Origin of the sequence: Geobacillus sp. GHH01, from assembly GCF_000336445.1 — a bacterium.
Lineage (GTDB): Bacteria > Bacillota > Bacilli > Bacillales > Anoxybacillaceae > Geobacillus > Geobacillus zalihae.
The window spans coordinates 2,680,016-2,701,534 of record NC_020210.1 but is presented as its reverse complement, the minus strand read 5'-3'; the positions used below and the strand labels follow the sequence as shown (position 1 = coordinate 2,701,534).

Below are 21,519 nucleotides of genomic sequence, written 5' to 3'. Positions count from 1 at the left end.
TGATATAATGGAAGAAAGATAGTTCTTTTGGCGCGGGAGGGGAGGCGCATGAAGCGGTGGCGCGGTTGGCTTTTATGGGGAATGTTGTTTTGGCTGATGGCAAGCCTATGGCCGATGAAAGCAGGTGTTGTGTATGCCGATCAAACAGAGGGGGCCATTACGTTCGTTTCGGATGAGAAGATTGAGGGATGGGCGACCGCACCAGGGAGCGGCAACGGGCAAGGGAACAGCATTCGCTACTTTATGATTCGCATTCAGCCGAAGGAACAAAGCGGCACGGCAGTCAGCTACCGAGCCGAAGCGGTGGAAACGCCGGCGGACCGAAACGGTGAGAAAAAGTATACGTTTTCTCTTGATATGCGCGAGAATTGGCCGTCGGCTCCGGGAACGAGGGAGACTTACCAAATCACCGTCGATGCGTATCGTGTGTTAGGAAATGGAAAAGAGGATGTGTATTTTTCGTTCCCACAGACGCCTTATCAATATACGAGGCAAACTGAGGCGAGCACGGCTAAATTGGATTTTTCCCTTTCGTTTTCACAGCCGGAATACGCCAAGCCGCCGAACGGCAATGCCGAAGGACGGCTCGATGTGACGCTCATTCCACAAGGGGCCGTTTCGTCGCCCGTCCGTCCGCCGATCGACGTTGTGTTTGTGTTTGACGTCTCCGGCTCGATGACATGGGAGAAGCTTTCGAGCGCCAAGACGGCGCTCCGCTCGGCTGTCGATTACTTTAAAGCTCATTCGCATCCGAATGACCGTTTTGCCCTTATTCCATTTTCTGACTCGGTGAGAGATATCGTGCCGTTTGGGGATCAGCCGAATGTCGCCGCCCAACTCGAGAAAATTCGGACGGTCGGCGACAGTTTGACCGCTGGAGGCGGCACGAACTATTCGGCGGCGCTGTCGCTTGCGCAGTCGTATTTTAACGACCCGGTGCGAAAAAAGTATGTAATTTTCTTGACAGACGGGATGCCGACCACCCTTAACGCAACAGAAACAATCACCTATCGGGAAGTCGAACGGATTCTTTGGTTCTACTACTATACAGGAGAAAAAATCACGGCGCCGTTGCCGCTGACGTATGAACTATATACAAACGGGACGGCCGGCATTCGTTTTACTGACAAGCGTGGCTTTTCCCGCCTGTTTACAAGCGATGGATGGGATTATGTAAACGATGCTGATGTCCCTTTAGGCCGGAGCGACTATCCGTTTCGTTACGGCAGCATAGAGAAGAAAATTCGCAGCCATGCCATCAGCGTGGCCAAAGCGCTTGGACTGAACAATATTACGCTCTATTCCATCGGCTTCGGCGACAATGATGAAGTTGATATGGACTATTTACGGTCGCTTTCAGCGACTGCCGGCGGCGAGGCGCGCCAAGGAACGGCGCAAAACTTGACCGCTTTATTCCAGCAGTTTTCCCAGCTCGCCACCACCCCGGCGGTCACCGGAACGATTCGCATTCCGCTGTCGTCATTTGGCGGCAATGTCGCCGTTGCGGAAAATGGCCAAGTATGGCTGGATGAAAATAAGCAAAATGCGTATATTTCGTTTTCGATTCCGTATGAGGTCGGGAAGCCGGCGCCGGCTCCTATTACGATTCCGGTTTCCGTCTCCTTTAAGCAAAAAGGGACCTATACGTTGACCGCAGAGTTGACATACCGCGATGTGTATGGGCAACTGCAGCCGCCGATCGCAAAATCGGCCACGATCTCGATCGTTGTCAAGGTTCATAGCTTGACATTTGGTAATTACGAACAGACGATGAACGTTGGCCAAATGCAAACCATTCCAGTGACGATCGAGCCGAGCGACGCGACGAACCCAACGCTTGCGTGGACATCAAGCGACCCGAATGTCGCATCCGTAGACCAAAACGGCACGGTGACAGCGCTAAAGCCTGGAACGGTTACGATCACCGTCCGCGCGACCGATGGCGGCAACTCGTCGGCATCGGCGGTCATCAAGGTGATTGATCCGTACGTAGCGCTCACAGGCATGGCTTTCCGCAACCCGGTGATCTATATGAATCCGGGCGATCGGCTCGAAGTGGCGGAGCAGATCCGCTTTATCCCGGAAAATGCGACGGATAAAACGCTCCGCTCTGTGACATCGTCTGACTCCCGGTTTGTCGACGTTGTCCAAGAAAATGGCCGATGGTATTTGGAAGCAGTGGATGTCGGCTATGCGTATGTGACGGCGACCGCCAATGCGAGAACGCCGGATGGCAGGCCAATTCAAGCCTCAGTGTGGGTCTTTGTCCAACCGCGTGAAGATGAGGGGGGAAGCGGCAGCAGTGGTGGGCGTTGGTGATGATGGAAAAAGCGGCCTCCTGAATTGGAGAGCCGCTTTTTTTCATTGTGTCCAAGGGATCGAGAGGATGAGAGAGGGAATTTAGCCGTCTTCGTTCACTCAACTTCAAGCCGGTCGGCGACGAGCGAGATTTGATTGACAAACGGCAATCCTGTTCCTTGTTCGACTAACACCCGTGGATTATATTTGACGATCAGACGGGATTGTTGCATGTCAGAGCTTGGAATGAAGTTCCCCGGCTCACCGTCTTTCGGCTCGATCCGGCCGCGAAAGGCGTTGATGACGAGCCCGTTGATGTCTGTATCCGGAGCAGCCGCTCCGTTCCCGCGGGCGAACAACCCGCCTTCAATGTACAAATACGATCCGACAGCATAAATCGTCGCGCTGCTGTCCGTATAAAAATACCCTTTTAAGTTCGGGATTTCACTTGAGTCTTGAAATTCATTGATGCGGGCGATATCGAGCGTGCCTTTGGACAACAACACGAGCCCTTTTCCATCCGCTCCGTCGATATGGCTGTTGTAAATGGTCGTCTTGCCAGTGACGTAAATGCTCGCGTTCAACGCCAAGTTTCCGGTGAGCGTCAAATCACCGAACACGATCAAATTGCCGCGTACAGCCGCTGTTGATTTTGTCGGTCCTTCAATGCGGAGATCGCCATTGACAATGAGCCATTGGTTTTGGCCATTTTGCCGCACGTCAATGTCGCGATAAAGGGTGATCTCCTTCCCTTCTGCGTCCAACCAAAGCGGCTTGTCTTTTGGCATCTGATTGATGGATTGTTCATACGGCGTTTCGTCGTCTGTCACGACCCGAGCCAAATTCCCTTCTTGCTCAAGCTCCCACGCTACATCGAGCGGCGCCTGGTGATCGTTTTCAATGCGCTCGATATACGCTTGTTGGGTTTCAGGCGACAACGGCGAGAGACCGGCCGCTTGAAGCAATTTATCTTTCACGGTGCGCTCGAAATCAGTATCGATGAAATCGTCCGTCTCTTGTTGAATGAGAGGGCCGCCATCGTCCGGCCATCCTGGGAAGAAAAGACCTTCTTCCATTTGGAAAGCTCGGCCGCCAGTCTTCCAGCAACTGCTCGTTTGCGTGCATGAAAACAGCAGCTTGTCATGAATGTGCCAAATCGAATCGCTCATTGATGCGGGCAGTCCGGCATCGATAGGAGCGATCGTTAACTCGCCGCTTTTTTTCACGTAGTTTGCCGCGTTGCTGATGTAAGCGTTTTGTCCGGCGTATACGTTCCCTTGCTCCACGTAGACGCCGCCGTTTAAGATGACGGTTTCTTTTGATCCGAGCGCGTATTTGAGAAAGCTGGGCGTATTCGTTAAAAAGACGAGCCGTTTGACTTTCCGCTCGCGATGGCCGTCCGTAAACGGTTTGGACAAATTGAGCGCGCGGAGGAACACTTTGTTCGTCGGAATGTTGTACAAGCGATAGGACACGTTTTCCACCTCCACGCCGTAGCGCGCTTTCAGCTTGCCGGTGATCGTCTCCGGGCTGGGGGTGTCCTCGTTAATGCCGAGAAATGCATCCCATTGACTGGGGGTGAAAATGTCATGGTGAACAAAAAAATCATCGTCTGAAAGCTCAGCTTTAAGCTCAGCAATTGCTTCATTAAGGGCTGTTTTGGCTTCGTGAAACGATTCGATGTTCTCGACGCGCACCGCGGTAAATCGCGCTTGCTGGACGGCGACTGTAAAAATCGTCAAGCCGAGCAAAAAAAAGAGGGTGATCATGAGCATTGTTGTCACCAAACTGTAGCCAGCGGCGTTCAAGCGCAGTCGGTTCATCGCAGCCCCTCCCTTCGCAGACAAAGTTTTGGAATGTAATACTTAAAAACCAAATTCCGTTGTCAATGTAAACGGCGGCACATACAGCCAACCACTCGGGTCGGCGTGTCGACGGTCGGAGACAATGAGACGGATCGTCATGACGCCGCTGCGGCACAGGTTGCCTTCTTTTCGTGCGCAACGGAATGAAAACGATGAAGAGTCGCCCAGCAAAAAGCGGGAAGAGGTGATCGTTTCGCCATTGATCGCGAGCGCGCCGTCTTGGATGGACAGCGTCATCCGCTCGATGCTTTCCGGCTTTTTCTCTTCACGGGAGACAAGCCCGGTGTCCGCATCGGCTTTGAATTCTTGGTTTTTCACAAAGGTGACGGCCGTTAACGGCGTGTTTTCCTCTTGACTTTCCATTCCATCTGGAGAGAGCGTGTACAGCTCGTTCATTATTCGGGCCATGGTGTAGTCCGCTTCGCTGCGCAAGTCGTTTTCGATGCCGATGCGCTCGTAGGCGCGAATGCCGGTTAAAAACACCGTGTAGATAGCGCCGATGATGAGCAAAGAAATGGAAACGGCGGCCAACAGCTCGATCATCGTCATACCGGCTTCGCTTCTAGCGGATCGTTTCATCGGTGATCACCCCTTCGACCCACGCCGTTTCGTTCGTGCGCTCGCCCCAACGGACGGTGGTGTATAATTTGGTCATGTAGCCGCCGGCGTTTGATTCGGCTGCTTTTTCCGTTTCAGCGCGGATGCGCGCCTGCAGCGGCGCAGGCAAGGAAGCGAATTCCGACGATGAAGTGAATGCATCCCATGCCTCCTTGTCGTATCGGACAAGGTAAACGGAAGCTTCGTAACGGACATTGTTGATTTTCGGGGCGAACTGCGCTTCACATACCGTATGCGGTTGGCCAGATTCACCGGGAAAAAACAGCGCCGCCAACGATTCGTTGCCGCAGTCGTCTTTTGTTAGCTTAAGAAACGGTGTTTGATGGTCTTCCATATACTCTTTTAGCCGGGAGAAATCTGCGTTTTTTTCAAAATAGACAGCGACGCCGCGGGCGACGTTGACGGCCACCGTCCGACCTTGGTTGTAAGACGTATGCATCATCGCATTCGTGAAAAAGTAAAACAAACCGATCGCGACGCCCGATAAAAGAGTGATGGCCAGCAACGTTTCGATCAACGTAAATCCTGCTTGACGACTAGGAAGAGGAAAATTGCTTCCCGCCATTTGTCATAACCTTCTTTCAAAATATGTAACTTTATTATACAATATTTTCGAGTCGAACCATGTAGAATTTTAGGATAAGAGAACGAGCAATGGCATATTTGTCGCGTTATTGCCAATGATACGCCGGGAAGGAACGGGTGGGCATGTGGAAAGAGGCGGTTGTTTACGTTGTTGCATTCATAGTGGCGCTGTTGGCCGTTTGGCTGCTGCCGCTTGGCTTCAGCAGGGCCGGGGGCGCGGCGGTGGTGGCAGCTGCCTTTTTGGCTGCGGGGCTGGCGCAGTTGGCCGAATCGGTGATTCCGTTATGGCAAATCGTCCTGCTCGTCGGGCTTTTGCTGTTGGCGGGCTCGTATTTGCTTGATCGTTGGTTCGGTCCGCTTCTTTACCGGTCGGTGGAGACGGAGGAAGCTGGGGAACGGAGAAAGGGAGGATGGAAAGGGAGTGGCGATCGGACGGCAGCGGGCGATAGGTACGGGACGATGGTCCAGAATGCAACGGAACATCTAGTCGATTCGGCCTGGCCGGCAGCTTTTGGACAAAACGGCGCTTCGAGGGAATTTCAAGGCGTTGACTCGGGTGGGGAGGCGTTGCGATCGCACGTGCAGGAAACCGGTAACACCGCTTCAGGAGCGTCGCCTGCAGAGTCGGAAGCAGCTTCGGGAGAGACGGAGCGGGCACCGAAATCCAGCGAGGAGCCCTGGGAAGAACAGACTGCTTTCTTGCTTCGATCGATGGATGGCATAGAGGAAGCCGCTTCCGATCCCGGAGCGGATCAAACCGAGCCGGAGGAGCTGCTTTCGTTGGATTCGGCCGATGCGGAGCAAAAAATGCGCTCCGTGGACCGAGACGATGCCGAGCAAGAGGAGTTTTTCCCGTTGGATTCGGATCGTGTGGAGCTGGAGAAGTTGTCCGCCTTGGATTTGGATGCAGTAGAGCCGACCGCCATGACGGGTGACGGTGGCGGGCTGAATGTTGAGCCGGCGCGCCGTCTGCGCGATTGGCTCGATGAGCTGCCGGTCTCGATGACGCCAGACATCGAAGCGGCGGTGCTGCAGGCGGGAGCGGCCGCCGACGGCCGCGGCCTGTTGCAGGCGCTTGATCTCAGCCATGAAGAAGAGGAGGGGCAACTTTCCGCGTTCATGTCTTCTAGCTCGGCGGGCGTTTCTGCTGTAGAAAACGGGCTGCCTTCCGGCCAGGCAATGCCGCGTGAAGGGGCGCTTTTGGAAGAAGCAATGCCGGGTATTGTCGACTGTTCGCTGCCGGAAACGGACGAGGCTGCCGAACCGCCCCGTCAGGAGGACGCGATGAAAGCAGAGCCTGACAGGCAGGAAGGGCAACGAGCGGAGCATGGCCGGTCGGAAGGCGAACAATCAACCGAGCGCCGCGAGCCGGAAGAAGATGGGCAAACGGAAAGCCGGCGGGAGGAAGAGAGCGAACGGCCAGCGCGAATGATCGGTCCGGAAGTCGTGCAGGCGATCGTTCTTGAATTGCGCCTCAACCGCCGTCGTTTGGGCGCCGCCGATTACGAACGCTGCATCCGCCGCTGTTTGGACGCTCCGCTTTCTGACCGCGATTATTACGTATTGGCCCGTTTGTTAATGGAACATTATGTAGTAGAACAACAGTACGGCAAGCTCGCAGCGTGGCTTGAGGAGCTCGCTGACCGTTTTCGCGCCTATCCGGCTGTGGCCGAAGAGTTGGCGCTTTGGCGGCAGTTTGCCGCAACACTAAATAGTTGGGGTGAACAAGATGAAAGCTAGCGCGCAAATCATTGGACTGCCGATCATCAGCATTGCTGACGGTGCACAAATCGGCACGGTGAAAAGTTTGGTGATCAACCCGGACAAAGGGTCGATCGATTTTTTGACCGTGGAACAAGACGATGTGCAGCTCAGTTTAAAGGCGATTCCGTTTAAAAAAGTCGTTGGCATCGGCGAGTTTGCCGTGACGGTGGAGCAAGGGCACGATGTAATTGACCTCTCGGAAATTCCGATCGCCAATCAGCTCGTCAATAAGCAAATCCGGATTAAAAATACGAAAGCCATCACGCGCAAAGGGCAGCTGCTCGGCGAAGCCCGCGAGTTTTTCGTTGATGAAGAGTCAGGGGATATTGTCGGCATCGCTCTTCAGCTCGAGAAAGGGGAAGCGGTGCTGCCGGCCTCGGAAGTGTTGACGTACGGCAAAGATATTTTGATCATCAACGACGGAGCGAACGAGTCGCTTCTTGATGACCCGGCGCAGTTGTTGAAGGCAGAGAGCATCGAGCCAACCGGCGGCATGGCGGAAGAGGACGTTTCCGCGCAAATGGAGGCGATGGCCGAAAGCGTGGAAAATGTTGAAGCGCTGCAGTCGCTGAGGGAAAAACAAGTTGCGCTGTTAGCTGGAAAGCGGCTGACAAAAGATATTTATGATGCAGACGGCCGCCTGCTGTTTAAAGCGGGCACTCTGCTTGGAGAAGAGGATGTGCGCAGGGCGCAAGAGGCGGGGCCAAGCGTCATCGTCGATGTCTCGATGAATGTGGAGGCGTAATGGAGGAGGGTCGGCGGTGAAAAAGGCTGCCGCGTGGAAATTGTTTGTTGTCATGGCTGTTTGCACCGTTTATTTTATCGCTTTTTCGCATCTGGGCACCTTCGCCTATGATGTTTTGGCCCCGGATGACGGCCGCCTTGGCCCGGGCACGGCGGTCGGTCCGGTGTCACTCTCCGGCATGACGCCGGAAAGAGCCCGAGAGGCGGTTGTCGAGCGGGTGAACGAGTGGCGGGCGACCGCTTCCATTTCTTTGCAGTACCAAGAAAAGCGCATTGACCTGCCGGCGGACGCGTTTGCGTTCCGTCTTGCCGAGAGCACGAAGCGGTTTGTCGACGGGAGGCGCACGCCGCTGTTTGTGATCGCTGATTTAGAAAAATGCCTCCAAGCGGCGGCAGCCATCGTTCCGCCGGCGGCGTTATCGGCGCTTGACATCAAGAAGCTTGGGGCGGATTTAGAGGGACAGGCGGCTCAGCTGCAAAAGCCATCATCTCCGATCGACTTGGCTCGCTACATATCGTTTGCAAACGGCCGGCAACCGGTCGTCAGCGAAGCGGCCGCATCGGCGCCTGACTCTTCGGCCGTCCGCTGGCTGTCTGGCGAGCGGCGCGCGGTGATCAAAGCGAAACAGCTGTTTTCGTTTGGCGATTATATGAAAAAGGTGAAGGCCGATTTGTCCGATGAAGCGGCCGATGCGATCGCTTCAGCGGTGTACCGGGCGGTGCTGGCGACCAATTTCACTGTCGTGGAGCGCTATACGAGCCGTATGTTGCCGGATGGAGTGACGCCCGGTTTTGAGGCGGCCATTAGCGGCGGCCGCGATTTGGAATGGTTCAACCCCAACACGACCGACTACACGCTTCTTCTCCGGCATGATGGACGAAAGGTGCGTGTTGCCATTATCGGATTGCCGTTTGCCTATCAATATATCATTCGCCTAGGCGAGGCGGAGTCTATCGAACCGCGTGTCATCGTCCGCTATGACGCGCGCCTGGCGCCGGACGAGAAGAGGACGGAACAGATCGGGCGGCCGGGGCTGGTTGTGACGGTGGAACGCGAAGTGCGCGACGGCGCTCGGCTCGTGCGCAAAGAAACGGTGAGCGAAGATTTTTATCCGCCAACGTATACGATTCACGTGCGCGGCCTTGAAGTGCCGGAAAGCAATGTTGGGCAAAGCGGCGACGGAGAAGGCGGAACGATGGAGCCGGCGAATGGGGTGACGGAAAACAACGGAGCGGCGAACCAACCGGATTCGACTGCGGAAAACAGCGGCGGGAATATAGAGAGCGGGACCGGGTCAAAGAAAGGCGATGAGGCGGGCAACGGGGAATCGGCCCCCGCCGCTGGCAGTGAAGAGAAGACGGATGCGGGCGGAGGGAAGGAAAAATGAGCAAAAAGCAGGAACGGAAACGGCTTGGTGATTTGCTTGTCGAAGCGGGGTTGATCACCGAAAGCCAGCTGGCCGAGGCGCTGCGCGAGAAGGCGCCCGGGCAAAAGCTCGGCGACGCCTTGTTGCAGCGCGGCTACATCACCGAACAGCAGCTGATTGAGGCGCTCGAGTTTCAGCTCGGCATTCCGCACGTCAGTTTGTACCGGTACCCGATCGATCCGAAAGCGACAAACCTCGTGCCGAAAGAGTTTGCCCGCCGCCATATGGTCATGCCGCTCAAGGTGGAAGGCGATCGGCTGTTCGTTGCCATGGCCGACCCAATGGACTTTTTCGCCATCGACGATTTGCGCCTATCGACCGGGTTTCAAATTGAAACGGCGATCGCTTCAAAAGACGATATTTTGCGGGCGATCAATAAATATTACGACATCGACGAAGCATTTGAGGATTTTTTGCAAACGCCGCCGCCTGAGGTGCGCGACGACGAGCGGGCTGCTGAGGACGATTCTCCCATCGTTCGTTTGGTGAACCAAATTTTGCAGCTTGCTGTTGAACAGCGGGCGAGCGACATTCATATCGATCCACAGGAGACGAAAGTGCTCATCCGCTATCGGATCGACGGCCTGCTTCGCACCGAACGCGCGCTGCCGAAACATATGCAAAGCATGTTGACGGCGAGAATTAAAATTTTGGCCAATATGGACATCACCGAACACCGCGTGCCGCAAGACGGACGGATCAAAATGGACATCGATTTTCATCCGGTTGATTTGCGCGTTTCAACGCTGCCGACCGTATACGGTGAGAAAATCGTCATGCGCGTCCTCGACTTGGGCGCAGCGTTAAACGATATTCATAAACTTGGTTTCAACCCGGTCAATTTAGATCGGTTCATCCGCTTGATCGAGCGGCCGAACGGCATCGTCTTGATCACCGGACCGACCGGTTCGGGGAAATCGTCGACGCTCTATGCGGCGCTCAACCATTTAAACAGCGAGCACGTGAACATTATTACGATTGAAGATCCAGTCGAATATCAGATCGAGGGCGTCAACCAAATTCAAGTCAACCCGAATGTCGGCTTGACGTTCGCCCAAGGGCTCCGCTCGATTTTGCGTCAAGACCCGAACATCATCATGGTTGGGGAGATTCGCGACCGCGAGACGGCGGAAGTGGCGATCCGCGCTTCGCTCACCGGTCATTTAGTGTTGAGCACGCTCCATACGAACGATGCATTAAGCACGATCACCCGCCTGATCGATATGGGGATTGAGCCGTTTTTAGTGGCCACATCGCTCGCCGGCGTTGTCTCGCAGCGGCTTGTGCGCCGCGTCTGCCGCGACTGTCAAGAGGTGTATGAGCCGACGAAGCGGGAGCGGGACATTTTCGCCCGCCGCGGCATTGAGGTTCATCAACTTGTCCGCGGCCGCGGCTGCCCGATGTGCAACATGACCGGTTACCGCGGACGGCTGGCGATTCACGAGCTGCTTGTTGTCACCGATGAGATGCGGCGCGTCATTTTAAACAACGAGCCGTTTTCGAAATTGCGCGAGCTTGCCCTGCAAAACAAAATGATTTTTTTGCTGGATGATGGGCTGTTGAAAGTGAAGCAAGGGTTGACCACGCTTGAAGAAGTGCTGAAAGTGGCCATTTTGCATTGATGGGTGAGATGGATGAAGGAAAAGCTTGAGGCGTTATTGCGCGCGGCCTTTGAATGCCGCGCTTCCGACGTGCATTTAACCGTCGGCGCGCCGCCGATTTTTCGCGTGAACGGGGAGTTGAGAGCTTACGGCCATGAGCGCCTGCACCCGGAGGAAACAGAGCAAATGGCGAAAGCCGTCATTCCGGCGCCGCTTTGGCAGCAGTTTCAGGAAACCGGAGAGCTTGATTTTTCGTATGGCATTGCCGGCGTTTCCCGCTTTCGCTTAAACGTGTTTAAACAGCGGTCATGCGTGTCGCTCGCCGTGCGCCTCATCCCGGTGCGCATCCCGACGCTGGAGGAACTTGGCCTGCCGGATGTTTTAAAGCGCATCGCCGAAAAGCCGCACGGACTTGTGCTTGTCACCGGACCGACCGGCAGCGGCAAATCGACGACATTGGCGGCGATGATCGACTATATGAACAAAACGATGTCGAAACATATCATCACGCTGGAAGATCCAATCGAGTATTTGCATAAACACGGGAAATCGATCATCGACCAACGCGAGGTGGGATTCGACACTGGCAGTTTTGCCGCCGGATTGCGCGCTGCGCTTCGTCAAGATCCAGACGTCATTTTAGTCGGGGAAATGCGCGATTTGGAAACAATCCAAACGGCAATCACCGCCGCGGAAACGGGCCATTTAGTGCTTGGCACGCTTCATACGGCGAGCGCGCCGGCGGCGATTGAGCGGATGATTGACGTCTTTCCGCCGGCCCAGCAGGCGCAAATCCGGCTGCAGCTTGCTTCCGTGCTCGTGGCCATCATCGCTCAGCGCTTGTTTCCAAACAGACACAAAACCGGGCGGACGGCAGCGCTGGAAATTTTAGTGAACAATGCGGCCGTCGCCAACTTAATCCGCAACGAAAAAGAACATCAAATCATCAACATTATGCAAACGAGCCGCAGCCTCGGCATGCAGACGATGGAAATGAGCGTTAAGGAACTTGCAGCCGCTGGACGCATCGATCCGCTGGCGGCTGAAGTGTATTTGGCAGGGGAGCGTGGGGACGATGGCGCAGTTTAAGTACGAGGGGCGCGACCGAAGCGGACGGAAAAAAGCGGGAGTGATCACTGCCGTTTCGCGGCGCGAGGCGGCGGCAAAGCTTCGGGAAAAAGGAATTCGCCCGCTGGTGCTTGCCGAAGTGCCGCCGTCTATATGGAACAAAGAAATTTCGTTTGGCCGCGCCGTCAAACTGCAGCACTTTGTCATCTTTTTGCGCCAGTTCGCAACGCTTGTGCGCGCCGGAGTGACGATCGTCGATTCGATCCGCATTTTGGCGGAGCAAACGGAAAGCAAGCCGCTCGCTAAGACGCTTCTTGACATCGAACAGTCATTGCGCAGCGGGAACCCGCTCTCAGCGGCAGCGGCGAATCATCCGCGCATCTTTCCGCCGCTGTTTGTCAACATGGTGCGCGCCGGTGAAGCGAGCGGGACGCTTGACGAGACGCTTGACCGCTTGGCCGATCATTTTGAAAAAATGCATCGGACGCGGCAAAAAATCGCCTCGGCGCTCGCCTATCCGATTGCTGTTGCCATCATTGCCACCGCGGTCGTTATTTTTTTGCTTGTCGCCGTTGTGCCAACGTTCGTCGAAATGTTCGCCGAGTTTCACGCCGAACTGCCGGCGATTACGAAGTTTGTGCTCAAGGCAAGCAGTGTGATGCAGCGGTATTGGTGGGCCGTCGTCCTGCTTTTTGCCGGCGTGTACGCATCGTTTGTGGCTTTTCGGCGGCAAAAGACAACGAAGTACTATTTGGATTATGCCGCCCTGCGGATGCCGATGTTCGGCACGCTCGTGCAAAAAGCGGCGCTCGCCCGCCTGACACGGACGCTCAGCTCGCTTGTTGCAAGCTCGGTGCCGATTTTAGAGGCGCTTTCCATCGCCGGGCGCGTCGTGGAAAATGAAGTGATCGCATCTGTGCTGGCTGAAGCGCGGACCTCCCTCGAGCGCGGGCAATCGCTCTCGGAGCCGCTCCGCCGCCATTGGGTGTTTCCGCCGCTTGTTGCGCAAATGATCACGATCGGCGAACAGACCGGTGCGCTTGACGCCATGCTCGGCAAAGTTGCTGATTTTTACGAAGCGGAAGTCGATGCAGCCACCGACCGGTTGAAATCGCTCATCGAACCGCTCATGATCGTGCTTCTCGCCGGCGTCGTCGGGACGATCGTCACTTCGATCATCGTGCCGATGTATGATATTTTCAACCATATTCAACAGTGAACTACCCCCACTTAATTTTCTAGCGAAAATTTGAAGTGGGGGCTTCCAAAGAAGTTTGACTGCTTCAAGCAATCCTTATTCTTTGAGGCGTGTCCACTTCGCCGCTAGAGCATAAGACACTCAGGTCTACAGCTTTACTTTTCTTTAAGATGTTTAATGCGCCATTGACATCAGCATTAACTAGTTTGCCAGACTTTGTTCGATACAAGCCGCGCTTAATACGTTTGCCGCTGAACTTATATTCTTTTGGATTGTCGGCATTATATTCAGGAATCTCATCGCCGTCAAAAAAGCTGGCTTGAGACGTATATGATTCTTCCTGTTTCAAGAATTCAATGCCGTAAAATTCACAAAGATATTCTAGTTTTTCTTTTATGTTACCGAGAGGAATATTGACAAAGTTTTGATTTGTCTTTTTTCCTAGATTCATATTGCGTTGCCATGTTTCCGCATAGCCAATGACAAGTTTGCCAATTTGATTTTCAATACAGTAGTTAATGATGTAACGGCAAGTCTTGTTGATATAATCATTCACTTTATTATTGCGATTCATAGCAAGCAAAGCCTGTTTACGAGTGGTGCCTTTGATTTTTTGCTTATCTTTTATGCTTTGAAGTCTGGCATTTTCTTTGTTAAACCATTGATTTATACTTTTTAATCTCCGCCCATCAATGATGAATGATCTGCCGTCTGATGTGACACAAGTGGCAAAATTGTTTAATCCTAAATCAATTGCCAGTGCTTTTTGGTCATTTAATTCTCTTTGATCTTCAGGCATTTCATATTTGTACTGAATCTCAAAGAACCTGGCATGATGCTTAGGAATGATTTCAATCTGCTTAATCTTTTTGTCCAGTAACACAGGCGGAATCGTTATCGTGATAGGCTTGTGAGTCTTTTTAAATAGGCGAGAATACGGTATCGTAAATTTGTTGCCGTCTATACGAATCTGGCCAATGATCAGTGAATGAAAGCCATCTTTTTTAAGATATTTTGGAATACTGATAGCCTTGTGGTCATATTTTCCTTGTTTGGCAAGACTGATCAAACCAAAGAAAGATTTAAAGGCTTCATTGACCTTTTTTAAAATTTGCTGTGCCATGTTGCTGTTTAACAGCTTATAGTTTTCGTTAGTTTTTCACGAGTGTTGATTATCCAAAATTAGACATACGCCTTCCATAAATTTGGGCATACTCAAACAAAGCAGCGGCCATCCCGGATTTCCAATCGAGAGGAAGCTGCCCAGAGAAAAAACGGCGAACGAACGAAATGAAGGAAAGAGAGACGTTCGTCTGTTTTTTGGTTTGTATCATACAGCCATCGCAGCAACACATACGCGATGAACGCCGCAAACAGTTGGTTGTATACCGCATTTTCCGTCGTGCCAAACAAGGTCGGGACATTCAGATATTGCTTCACCCAACGGAAAAAGACCTCAACAGTCCAACGTTGTTGGTACATGTCGGCAATGGTTTCCGCAGACGCATGGAAGAGGTTCGTCACGACCCGAATGTCGCGGCCATTCGCATCTCGAAAGATCACCACCCGGTGACGCTTGGTGGAGCGGCATTGTTTCGTCCCCAACTGGCACGTGAAGTCGGCTTGAACCGATGAGGATGTGCTGGAAAGGCGTTTCAAGCTTTTTTTCTGATGAAGTTCGATGTTGTCCTTCATCCGAATGACAAAGAGCTGATGCTGCTCCACAAATCGATCGAGGCGTTCGATTTTGAAATACGCCCGGTCTTCCACCAGCACTTGTTGAGCGTTCGTCAACTGTTCTCCCACCGGGCCATCATGACGCAGTCCGATGGTTTCCACCACGTCTGCCGGCAACGAGGATTCCGGCGAATACGCGACGTGCAGCTTCACTCCGGCGCGTTCGCCGTGATACGGCGCCCATGGCAGGCGGTTTTTCCCGACCGTGACGGTCGTCGAATCCACCACCCGAAGCGGTTTGGGAAACCGAAGCGAACGGCGGGTTTGGCGGTTGCACTTGGAAATGATCAACGCCAACAAGCGTTTCATGATGTCATAGGGAACTTCTTTCGCTTTCTTGGATACAGTTGAATAATGGAATCGCGGCAATCCATACAGAGGCCCCACATCGGCTCCGTGGCGAAAGCTTTTCCATTGATGCATGGCGGCCAGCAGGAAGAAGTGAATCAACTCGCGCAACGTAAAGGTTCGAGACGAATCACGATACCCAACCGCTTCGGCAATCAGTTGAATCTCTTCATCCGAAACAAGTTTTTGCATCAAATTCGGGAGTGTGGTATGCTTGTTCATAGAGAGCACCTCCTGGGTTTGTTTGTGTCGCTACTCACATTCTACAGGAAAGGTGCTCTTTTTTCTATACCCTTTGGATTTTATTGGATAATCAACACGCCTGTTAGTTTTTGCAAGATGATAGTTTTTCTCATAATTAAGAAATTCCTTGTGTTCAAAATAGTATTGTCTGACATTGTACAATCCGACGTTGTACATGTTCTTGGCAATATGGCACAGTTCTCGAAGAGTCAAGTATTCTTCTTTGGTCAAACCATTTAGCTGTTGTTTGATACAAAAATACATTTTTTCACCTCCCATCTAACTATATGATACTATATTTTACTGAATCTATCCTATTTTCAGCAAAATATAGTTAAGGCGATTCATCTCCCACTTACTCCGCTTCGCTTCGTTGAAGTGGGAGTCTTCTCGCCTAATTAAGATAAAATAAGAATATATTCCTATTTTTCTTCCTATGTTGTAGAATAATAGGGAAAACAGGCTAAAAATGAAAGAAAGGGAGAGTGAACCATGTTCAAACGGGTGTTGAAAAACGAGCGCGGCTTGACGCTCATCGAACTGCTCGCCGTCATCGTCATTTTAGGGATCGTCGCGGCGATTGCCATTCCGGCGATCGGGGGGTTGATTAATAAGTCAAAAGATGACGCCAAAATTGCTGAAGGAATTCAAATTATCAATGCAGCGAAATTGTATATGACGGCCAATACTCCAGAAACATTTCCACATACTTTAAGTAAAACGGAATTAGATTCTTATTTGGACAATGTTAAGGATGAAGGCAAAGATTATGAGGTTGAGGTCAGCAAAGACGATGAAAACGGAAAGTATTCTTATGTATTAAAAAACCATGACGCTAACACCGTGCTAGATGATGATGCATTAACAGAAGAAGAATTGCAAAATAAAAGAAGTGATGGTGCAAATAAATAATGAATCAGAAGAACAATAACAGCGCAAGGGTAACTTAAAATAAATTATTGGGGCTCTTGTAATGGCAAGTGACGTTGGGGTATATGTATATATCGCTTTAGTAGGATTGCTCCTCGCCTCATTTTTCAACGTTGTCGGGCTGCGGGTGCCGGTCGGGGAGTCAATCATCAGGCCGCGGTCGCATTGTCCGGCGTGCGGACGGACGCTATCGGCGGGGGAGCTCATTCCGGTTGTGTCGTATGTCGTGCAGCGCGGGCGGTGCAAAGGGTGCGGGGGGCGCATCTCCCCCCTTTACCCGGCGATGGAATTGGCCACCGCTGCCTTGTTTACGGCCGCGCCGATGTGGGTCGGCTGGGGCGGGCGGCTCGTTGTGGCGTGGACGTTGATCAGCTTGTTTGCCATCATTGTCGTCTCCGACCTTCGCTACATGCTCATCCCCGACCGGGTGCTTTTGGTGTTTGCCGGTTTGTTTTTGGTTGAACGGCTTGTGATCCCGTTTTTGCCGTGGGCCGATATGCTCCTTGGGGCGGCGGTCGGATTTTCGCTTTTATGGCTGATCGCCGTTTTGTCCAAAGGCGGGATGGGGGGCGGCGATGTGAAGCTGTTTGCCGTGCTTGGGTTTGTGCTCGGTTGGAAAATGGTGTTGCTCGCGTTTTTCTTGGCGACGTTGTACGGAACGGTGATCGGGCTTGTCGGCATGGCGTTGGGCCGCGTGCGGCGCGGCAAGCCGATGCCGTTTGCGCCGGCGATCGCACTCGGGGCGTTGACCGCGTTTTTCTTCGGAGAAGCGATCGTGCGCGCGTATATTTCACTCATTATGTAAAGACGGCAGAAAGGAAGCGGAATGAAGATGGCGTTATGGCGGCGAAAGGCGAAACAGGCGAATATCATCATCAAAGATCATGTCCTGCGCTATGTGGAAGCAAAGCCGGGGCAGCCGCCCGAGGCGAGGCGATGGGGCGAGCGAGCCTTGCCGCCCGGCATCATTCGCGATGGAAAAATCGCCGATCGGGAAACGTTGGCGATGATTTTGGACGAATGTGTTGACGAATGGAAACTTGACGGGCGGCGTGTCCGCTTTGTCGTTCCCGATCCGTTTGTGATGATCCGCCATTTGCCGCTTCCCGCTCATTTGTCGGACGAGGACATCCGCGGCTATTTGTTTATGGAGCTTGGTGAATCGATTCCGCTTCCGTTCGCCGATCCGGTGTTTGACTACGTCGTGGCCGAGAGAACAAACGAGGTGCTGAACGTGCTGTTGTTTGCCGCGCCGGAAGAGGCGGTGGCCGAATATGCGGCGCTCTTGGAAGACGCAGGCCTGCGCCCGGTGGCGGCCGATGTGTCCCCGCTTTGCGCCTATCGCCCGTTTTTTGTTGCCGGACAAGCCGCGGCGGACGACCACATTTTGCTTGTCCAGTTTGACGAATCGGCTGTCAATTTGAGCGTCTTCCACCGCCATTTGCCGCAGTTTATGCGCCATGTGCCGCTTGAGGCGCCCGGGGAGCCGACGGCGGCGATCGTCGACCCGTTTATTGACGTGTATAAAGAAATCGAGCGGATGATGAGCTTTTATTCGTTTTCCATCCAGCAAGGAAAACAGCAAATTACGCGCCTCTTCCTCACCGGCGACCATCCGCGGCTTGACGATGTGTTTGCCGTTATGTCAGAGCGGCTTGATGTGCCGCCGGAGCGGCTTTCTCGCTCGATTGATCCGTTGCCGGATCGTTATCATCTCGCCTGGGGATTGGCGTTGAAAGAAGGAATGGCTGACCATGATCGTTGACATCAACTTGCTGCCGCGCAAAGAGCCGCGCCGTGCGGCGGGCGCCGTGCTGGCGGCCTTCGCCGTTTTGCTTCTGCTGCTTGGCGCTGGGGGAGGCTACTGGCTGATGGAGCGTGCGAATCAACGGCTCGCGGCGCTTGAAGGGGAGCTTCGGCAAGTGCGCGCCGAGCAGGCGGCGATGGAGGCGAAGGGAAAAACGACGGAGCAGCAGCAAGCTGAGCAAGAGCTTGCTAAAGCGGTCGAATGGGCGAACCGTTATCCGCTCAAAACGGTGCCGCTGTTGCGTGCGTTGGCCAAACAACTGCCGGAGCGCGGCTTTATCATGAACTTTTCGTATGCTGGTCAAAAGACGGTGACGATGACAGTGCAGTTTGATGCGGCGGAAGAAGCGGCCTATTATTTAGATCGGCTTGAGGAAGTTCATTTGGTCAAAGCCGTCAAATTGACCGGCATCTCGGCCAGCGGCGAAAGCGGCGGGGCAGAGGGGGAAACGATCGTGCCGCGGTATATCGCGCAATATGAGCTGGAACTTCAGCCGACAGGAAAAGAGGGGGACAACGAATGATGGGCCGTTTTGGAAAATGGCCGCTCGTGTTTACCGGGGTGTTTCTTCTTGCCGCTCTTTTGTTTGCCGCTTTCTATGTTTTTGTGCTCATGCCGCGCTACGAACAAATGGATCGGCTCGAGGCGGTCGTACAAAGCGAGAAAAACGTGTTGGCTGCAATGAAAAAGCAGGCGGCGGGGAATCGAGAAGAAACGGCAGAGAGCCTGGCGGCTTTGCAGAGGAAAGTGCCGGTGCGCCCGTTCGCCGACCAACTGTTGCTGACGTTTCAAAAAGCGGAATATATTTCTGACAGCCGGCTATTGAGCGTCAGCTTCGCTGAAGGGCAAGGAACCGGAGAATCTCCTTCGCAAGGGAACGCGAATGGAGCGGAAAGCAAGGCGTCCGGAGACAAGGCGTTGATTCCTCCAAGCGGCATCCAGTCTATTACCGCCCAATTGACGGTGGAATCTCCCTCCTATTATCAGCTTGAACGGTTTTTAGAGGTGCTTGAGCACTCCGAGCGCATTTTGGCGGTGGAAGGATTGACGTTTACCGGCCCGCCGGAGTTGACGTCCACCGCTGTCGACGTGCAACCGCTCGCCTATTCCATCAATGTCCGCGCCTTTTACGCGCCGCAGCTTGAGAAATGGAAGCAGCTCATTCCCATCCGCGATGTCCCTCCGCCAAGCGGCAAAGACAATCCGCTCGTGGAAATGGCGCCGTCTTCGGGCCGGTAGCGGGGATGGTGGAAGTCCGATATGCTCATTCGCATGAAGCGGGGGATGACCCTCATTGAGCTTTTGGCTGTGTTGGTGATCATCGGCATTGTGGCGATGATCGTCGGTCTTGCCATGTGGACGGTGATTGATCGGGCGCGCGAGCGGGCGTTTGTTTCGGATGCTTATGGCTTGTATGAAGCGGCGCGGCTGTATGTCGGCGCCGAGAAAGTGGAATTTTTGCCAGCCCGTTCTTCTGCCATATTGTCGTATGGAGAATTGGTGGGCAACGGTTTGCTGGATCCAATCGAAGATCCGTTTACCGGAAATGTATTGCCGCCGGAAACGAATCCATCGTACGTGCTTGCCACGAAGCGGGAAGACGGCGGGATCGATTACGCCGTTTGCTTGAAAGGCGAGACAAAGCAGCTTTGCACCTATGAGGGGCGCGAGCAGCCGATTCCTGTCGAAGCGCTGGGGACCGAGGCGATTCGCAACCGTTGATGTCGGAAAATGAAGAACAGAAGCGGGGACAAGACGACAAATGTCTTGTTCTTTTTTTTTCCGTTTGTGGTAAGATAGGCGAAAGAAATCGAAGCAGGAAGAAGGACGGTGGCCAAATGGACAAGCAGCGCATGCGCATTATGGTGAATATCAACGGCAAGCCCCGCCCATTTACCGTGGAGCGTTCGTCGGAAGGACGGCCGTCCGAGGAGTCGGATGGATATCCGGTGGACAGCCATCTAGGGAAAGGACAGCGAGCAGAAAACGAGGCGGATGACAGCCGCCAAGTGAGCGCGTTTCAAGAAGGCGGGCCATCCGCAGGCAAGCCATCAACAGGCCTGTGGTTTACGGAGGATGGGCAAGTTCGAGAAGATGTTGAAACGACGGGTTGGGAAGAGGCGGCCGCCCTTGAGGCGGATGAACGGGTCATTTCCGTTTCCGAGGCGATGCAACAAAAGAAAAGCGCCAGACGTCGGACATGGCGGCTGCCGGCTCAAGCCAAGTCGCTGCTCGCCGCCGCGTTGGTCGCTGCGTTGGTCGGTATGGCGTTTGGCATGACGGTGCTGCGCATCATTCCGAAGGAAAAATCTGCTTCGTCGCCGGCATCTGAAGCGATGACGGAATTGACAAAGCCTGAAACAGCGGCGGGCGAAGAAGGAAGAGAAAGCGTCGTACGAGCGCCGTTTTCCATTGCGGTCATTCAAGCTGGCGTCTATTCGAATGCGGCGGCGGCCAAGCAGGCGTCCGAATCGATCAAAACAGCAGGCGTGCCGGTCGTCGTCGCGGGGCAAAAACCGGCAGCGCTCTATATCGCCGTCGGCGCGGATAAGGAAACGTTGCGGGCGGTCAACGACCAATACCGCCAAAGGGTGCCAAGCACGTATGTCAAAGAGCTGTCGTTTGCCGCCGAAGCGGCGGCGCGCCGGTCGGAGGCCATCCAAAAAGGGGAGGTTTTGTATGAAAACATGGCAGCGGTCTCCGCGGCTTTGCTTGGCGGCAGGAAAGCAGGAGAAGATGACTGGCAGGCGCTCCAAAAGGCGTATGACGCGTTAGAAAAAAGCAACGCTTCAAGCGACAAAACAGTCGGTCGGTATGTTGAAGCGCTGAAGCAGGCGTATGTCGCCCTTGCCGCATACAAAGAGCGACGGGATGAAGCGCTGTTGGCCAAAGCCCAGCAACAGCTGCTCGAGGCGCTCGCCGCTTATATCGAATTGGTGCCGCTAGGGAGCTAGAAGCCCCGTTTTTTTTTTTGCCTATTGCATAAGAATTTCCGATTTTTCGTTTCTATATTTATCTCCATACAAGTCGACTATGATATAACGTGGCGAGTGATCGGCTGGATGTAAAACAAAATTTCAACTTATATAGATGGCAACGAAAACGTTTCACATATCCTTGACGGAAAAGACGTTTGTCCATTTTTCGACTGTCGAAGGCAAGCCTGTGGCTTGGAAGCCCGAACAACCACCCGCTTCACAGACCCATACATGGGTCTGAAAGCGGCGTTGTTCGGTCGCCCGACAGTCGATCAAATGCCTAGTAAAATCTGCAAATGTTCATGCTT

Annotated in this window: 17 protein-coding genes and 3 pseudogenes; 14 read left to right on the top strand and 6 right to left on the bottom strand. The window is 53.6% G+C overall.

All coding sequences use genetic code 11. The features are described 5' to 3' along the window. The first annotated feature begins 48 nt into the window (after positions 1-48). A complete protein-coding gene (locus GHH_RS13360) occupies positions 49-2,319 on the top strand; it encodes a VWA domain-containing protein (RefSeq protein ID WP_015375518.1) in 2,271 nt (756 codons plus the stop codon). Positions 2,320-2,414: 95 nt separating this feature from the next. Here GHH_RS13360 and GHH_RS13355 read toward each other — a convergent pair whose 3' ends face one another. Genes GHH_RS13355 through GHH_RS13345 form a run of 3 tightly spaced genes read right to left on the bottom strand, consistent with a single transcriptional unit; the run spans position 2,415 to position 5,346 of the window. After that, complete coding sequence (locus tag GHH_RS13355; RefSeq protein WP_015375517.1) at positions 2,415-4,121, bottom strand: hypothetical protein; 1,707 nt, start codon at positions 4,119-4,121, stop codon at positions 2,415-2,417. 42 nt (positions 4,122-4,163) lie between these two features. Further along, positions 4,164-4,742, bottom strand: coding sequence for a PilW family protein (locus GHH_RS13350; RefSeq protein WP_014196441.1), 579 nt, complete (start codon positions 4,740-4,742; stop codon positions 4,164-4,166). Beyond that, positions 4,726-5,346 (bottom strand): prepilin-type N-terminal cleavage/methylation domain-containing protein, encoded by a 621-nt coding sequence (locus GHH_RS13345; protein WP_015375516.1) that lies wholly within the window; start codon positions 5,344-5,346, stop codon positions 4,726-4,728. Before GHH_RS13345 ends, GHH_RS13350 begins: the two co-directional genes overlap by 17 nt. Before the next feature lie 143 nt (positions 5,347-5,489). Between GHH_RS13345 and GHH_RS13340 the strand changes: the two genes are divergently transcribed. From GHH_RS13340 to GHH_RS13315, 6 genes are read left to right on the top strand one after another with little or no spacing between them, the layout of a single operon-like run. Continuing rightward, positions 5,490-7,106, top strand: a complete 1,617-nt coding sequence (locus tag GHH_RS13340) for a hypothetical protein (protein WP_015375515.1) — start codon at positions 5,490-5,492, stop codon at positions 7,104-7,106. Beyond that, positions 7,096-7,875, top strand: a complete 780-nt coding sequence (locus tag GHH_RS13335; RefSeq protein ID WP_015375514.1) for a PRC-barrel domain-containing protein — start codon at positions 7,096-7,098, stop codon at positions 7,873-7,875. Before GHH_RS13340 ends, GHH_RS13335 begins: the two co-directional genes overlap by 11 nt. 16 nt (positions 7,876-7,891) lie before the next feature. After that, positions 7,892-9,262, top strand: a complete 1,371-nt coding sequence (locus tag GHH_RS13330; RefSeq protein WP_015375513.1) for a VanW family protein — start codon at positions 7,892-7,894, stop codon at positions 9,260-9,262. Beyond that, entirely contained in the window at positions 9,259-10,923 is a 1,665-nt protein-coding gene (locus GHH_RS13325; protein WP_015375512.1) for a GspE/PulE family protein, read from the top strand. Before GHH_RS13330 ends, GHH_RS13325 begins: the two co-directional genes overlap by 4 nt. A 12-nt stretch (positions 10,924-10,935) precedes the next feature. Next, positions 10,936-11,991 carry a type IV pilus twitching motility protein PilT gene (locus tag GHH_RS13320; protein WP_041470558.1) on the top strand — a complete coding sequence of 352 codons (1,056 nt, stop codon included), beginning with the start codon at positions 10,936-10,938 and terminating at the stop codon, positions 11,989-11,991. Continuing rightward, the gene (locus GHH_RS13315) at positions 11,978-13,189 is read left to right on the top strand and encodes a type II secretion system F family protein (RefSeq protein ID WP_015375510.1); all 1,212 of its coding nucleotides are present in this window, start codon (positions 11,978-11,980) and stop codon (positions 13,187-13,189) included. The genes GHH_RS13320 and GHH_RS13315 overlap by 14 nt, the downstream gene beginning before the upstream one ends. Positions 13,190-13,253: 64 nt before the next feature. Here GHH_RS13315 and GHH_RS13310 read toward each other — a convergent pair. From GHH_RS13310 to GHH_RS19560, 3 pseudogenes are all read right to left on the bottom strand, one after another. Further along, a pseudogene (locus GHH_RS13310) lies at positions 13,254-14,327 on the bottom strand (RNA-guided endonuclease InsQ/TnpB family protein); the annotation flags it as partial. 13 nt (positions 14,328-14,340) lie between these two features. After that, a pseudogene (locus GHH_RS13305) lies at positions 14,341-15,475 on the bottom strand (IS4-like element IS5377 family transposase). A 102-nt stretch (positions 15,476-15,577) separates the two neighbouring features. Then, positions 15,578-15,760, bottom strand: a pseudogene (locus tag GHH_RS19560) (RNA-guided endonuclease TnpB family protein); the annotation flags it as partial. A 228-nt stretch (positions 15,761-15,988) separates the two neighbouring features. On the opposite strand from GHH_RS19560, the gene GHH_RS13295 reads away from it, so the two are divergent. From GHH_RS13295 to GHH_RS13265, 7 genes are all read left to right on the top strand, one after another. Next, positions 15,989-16,408: a type II secretion system protein gene (locus tag GHH_RS13295; RefSeq protein WP_015375506.1), complete on the top strand. Its 420-nt coding sequence runs from the start codon at positions 15,989-15,991 to the stop codon at positions 16,406-16,408. A gap of 61 nt (positions 16,409-16,469) precedes the next feature. Beyond that, complete coding sequence (locus GHH_RS13290) at positions 16,470-17,231, top strand: A24 family peptidase (protein ID WP_015375505.1); 762 nt, start codon at positions 16,470-16,472, stop codon at positions 17,229-17,231. Positions 17,232-17,252: 21 nt separating this feature from the next. Then, positions 17,253-18,191 (top strand): type IV pilus biogenesis protein PilM, encoded by a 939-nt coding sequence (gene pilM, locus GHH_RS13285; protein WP_015375504.1) that lies wholly within the window; start codon positions 17,253-17,255, stop codon positions 18,189-18,191. Further along, a complete protein-coding gene (locus GHH_RS13280; protein ID WP_013144607.1) occupies positions 18,181-18,756 on the top strand; it encodes a fimbrial protein in 576 nt (191 codons plus the stop codon). The genes pilM and GHH_RS13280 overlap by 11 nt, the downstream gene beginning before the upstream one ends. Further along, a complete protein-coding gene (locus GHH_RS13275) occupies positions 18,753-19,472 on the top strand; it encodes a hypothetical protein (protein ID WP_014196429.1) in 720 nt (239 codons plus the stop codon). Before GHH_RS13280 ends, GHH_RS13275 begins: the two co-directional genes overlap by 4 nt. Positions 19,473-19,493: 21 nt before the next feature. Beyond that, on the top strand, positions 19,494-19,955 hold the full coding sequence (locus GHH_RS13270; RefSeq protein ID WP_011232097.1) for a type II secretion system protein: 462 nt from the start codon (positions 19,494-19,496) through the stop codon (positions 19,953-19,955). Between the two features lie 116 nt (positions 19,956-20,071). After that, the gene (locus GHH_RS13265) at positions 20,072-21,187 is read left to right on the top strand and encodes a hypothetical protein (RefSeq protein WP_015375503.1); all 1,116 of its coding nucleotides are present in this window, start codon (positions 20,072-20,074) and stop codon (positions 21,185-21,187) included. Positions 21,188-21,519 lie beyond the last annotated feature (332 nt).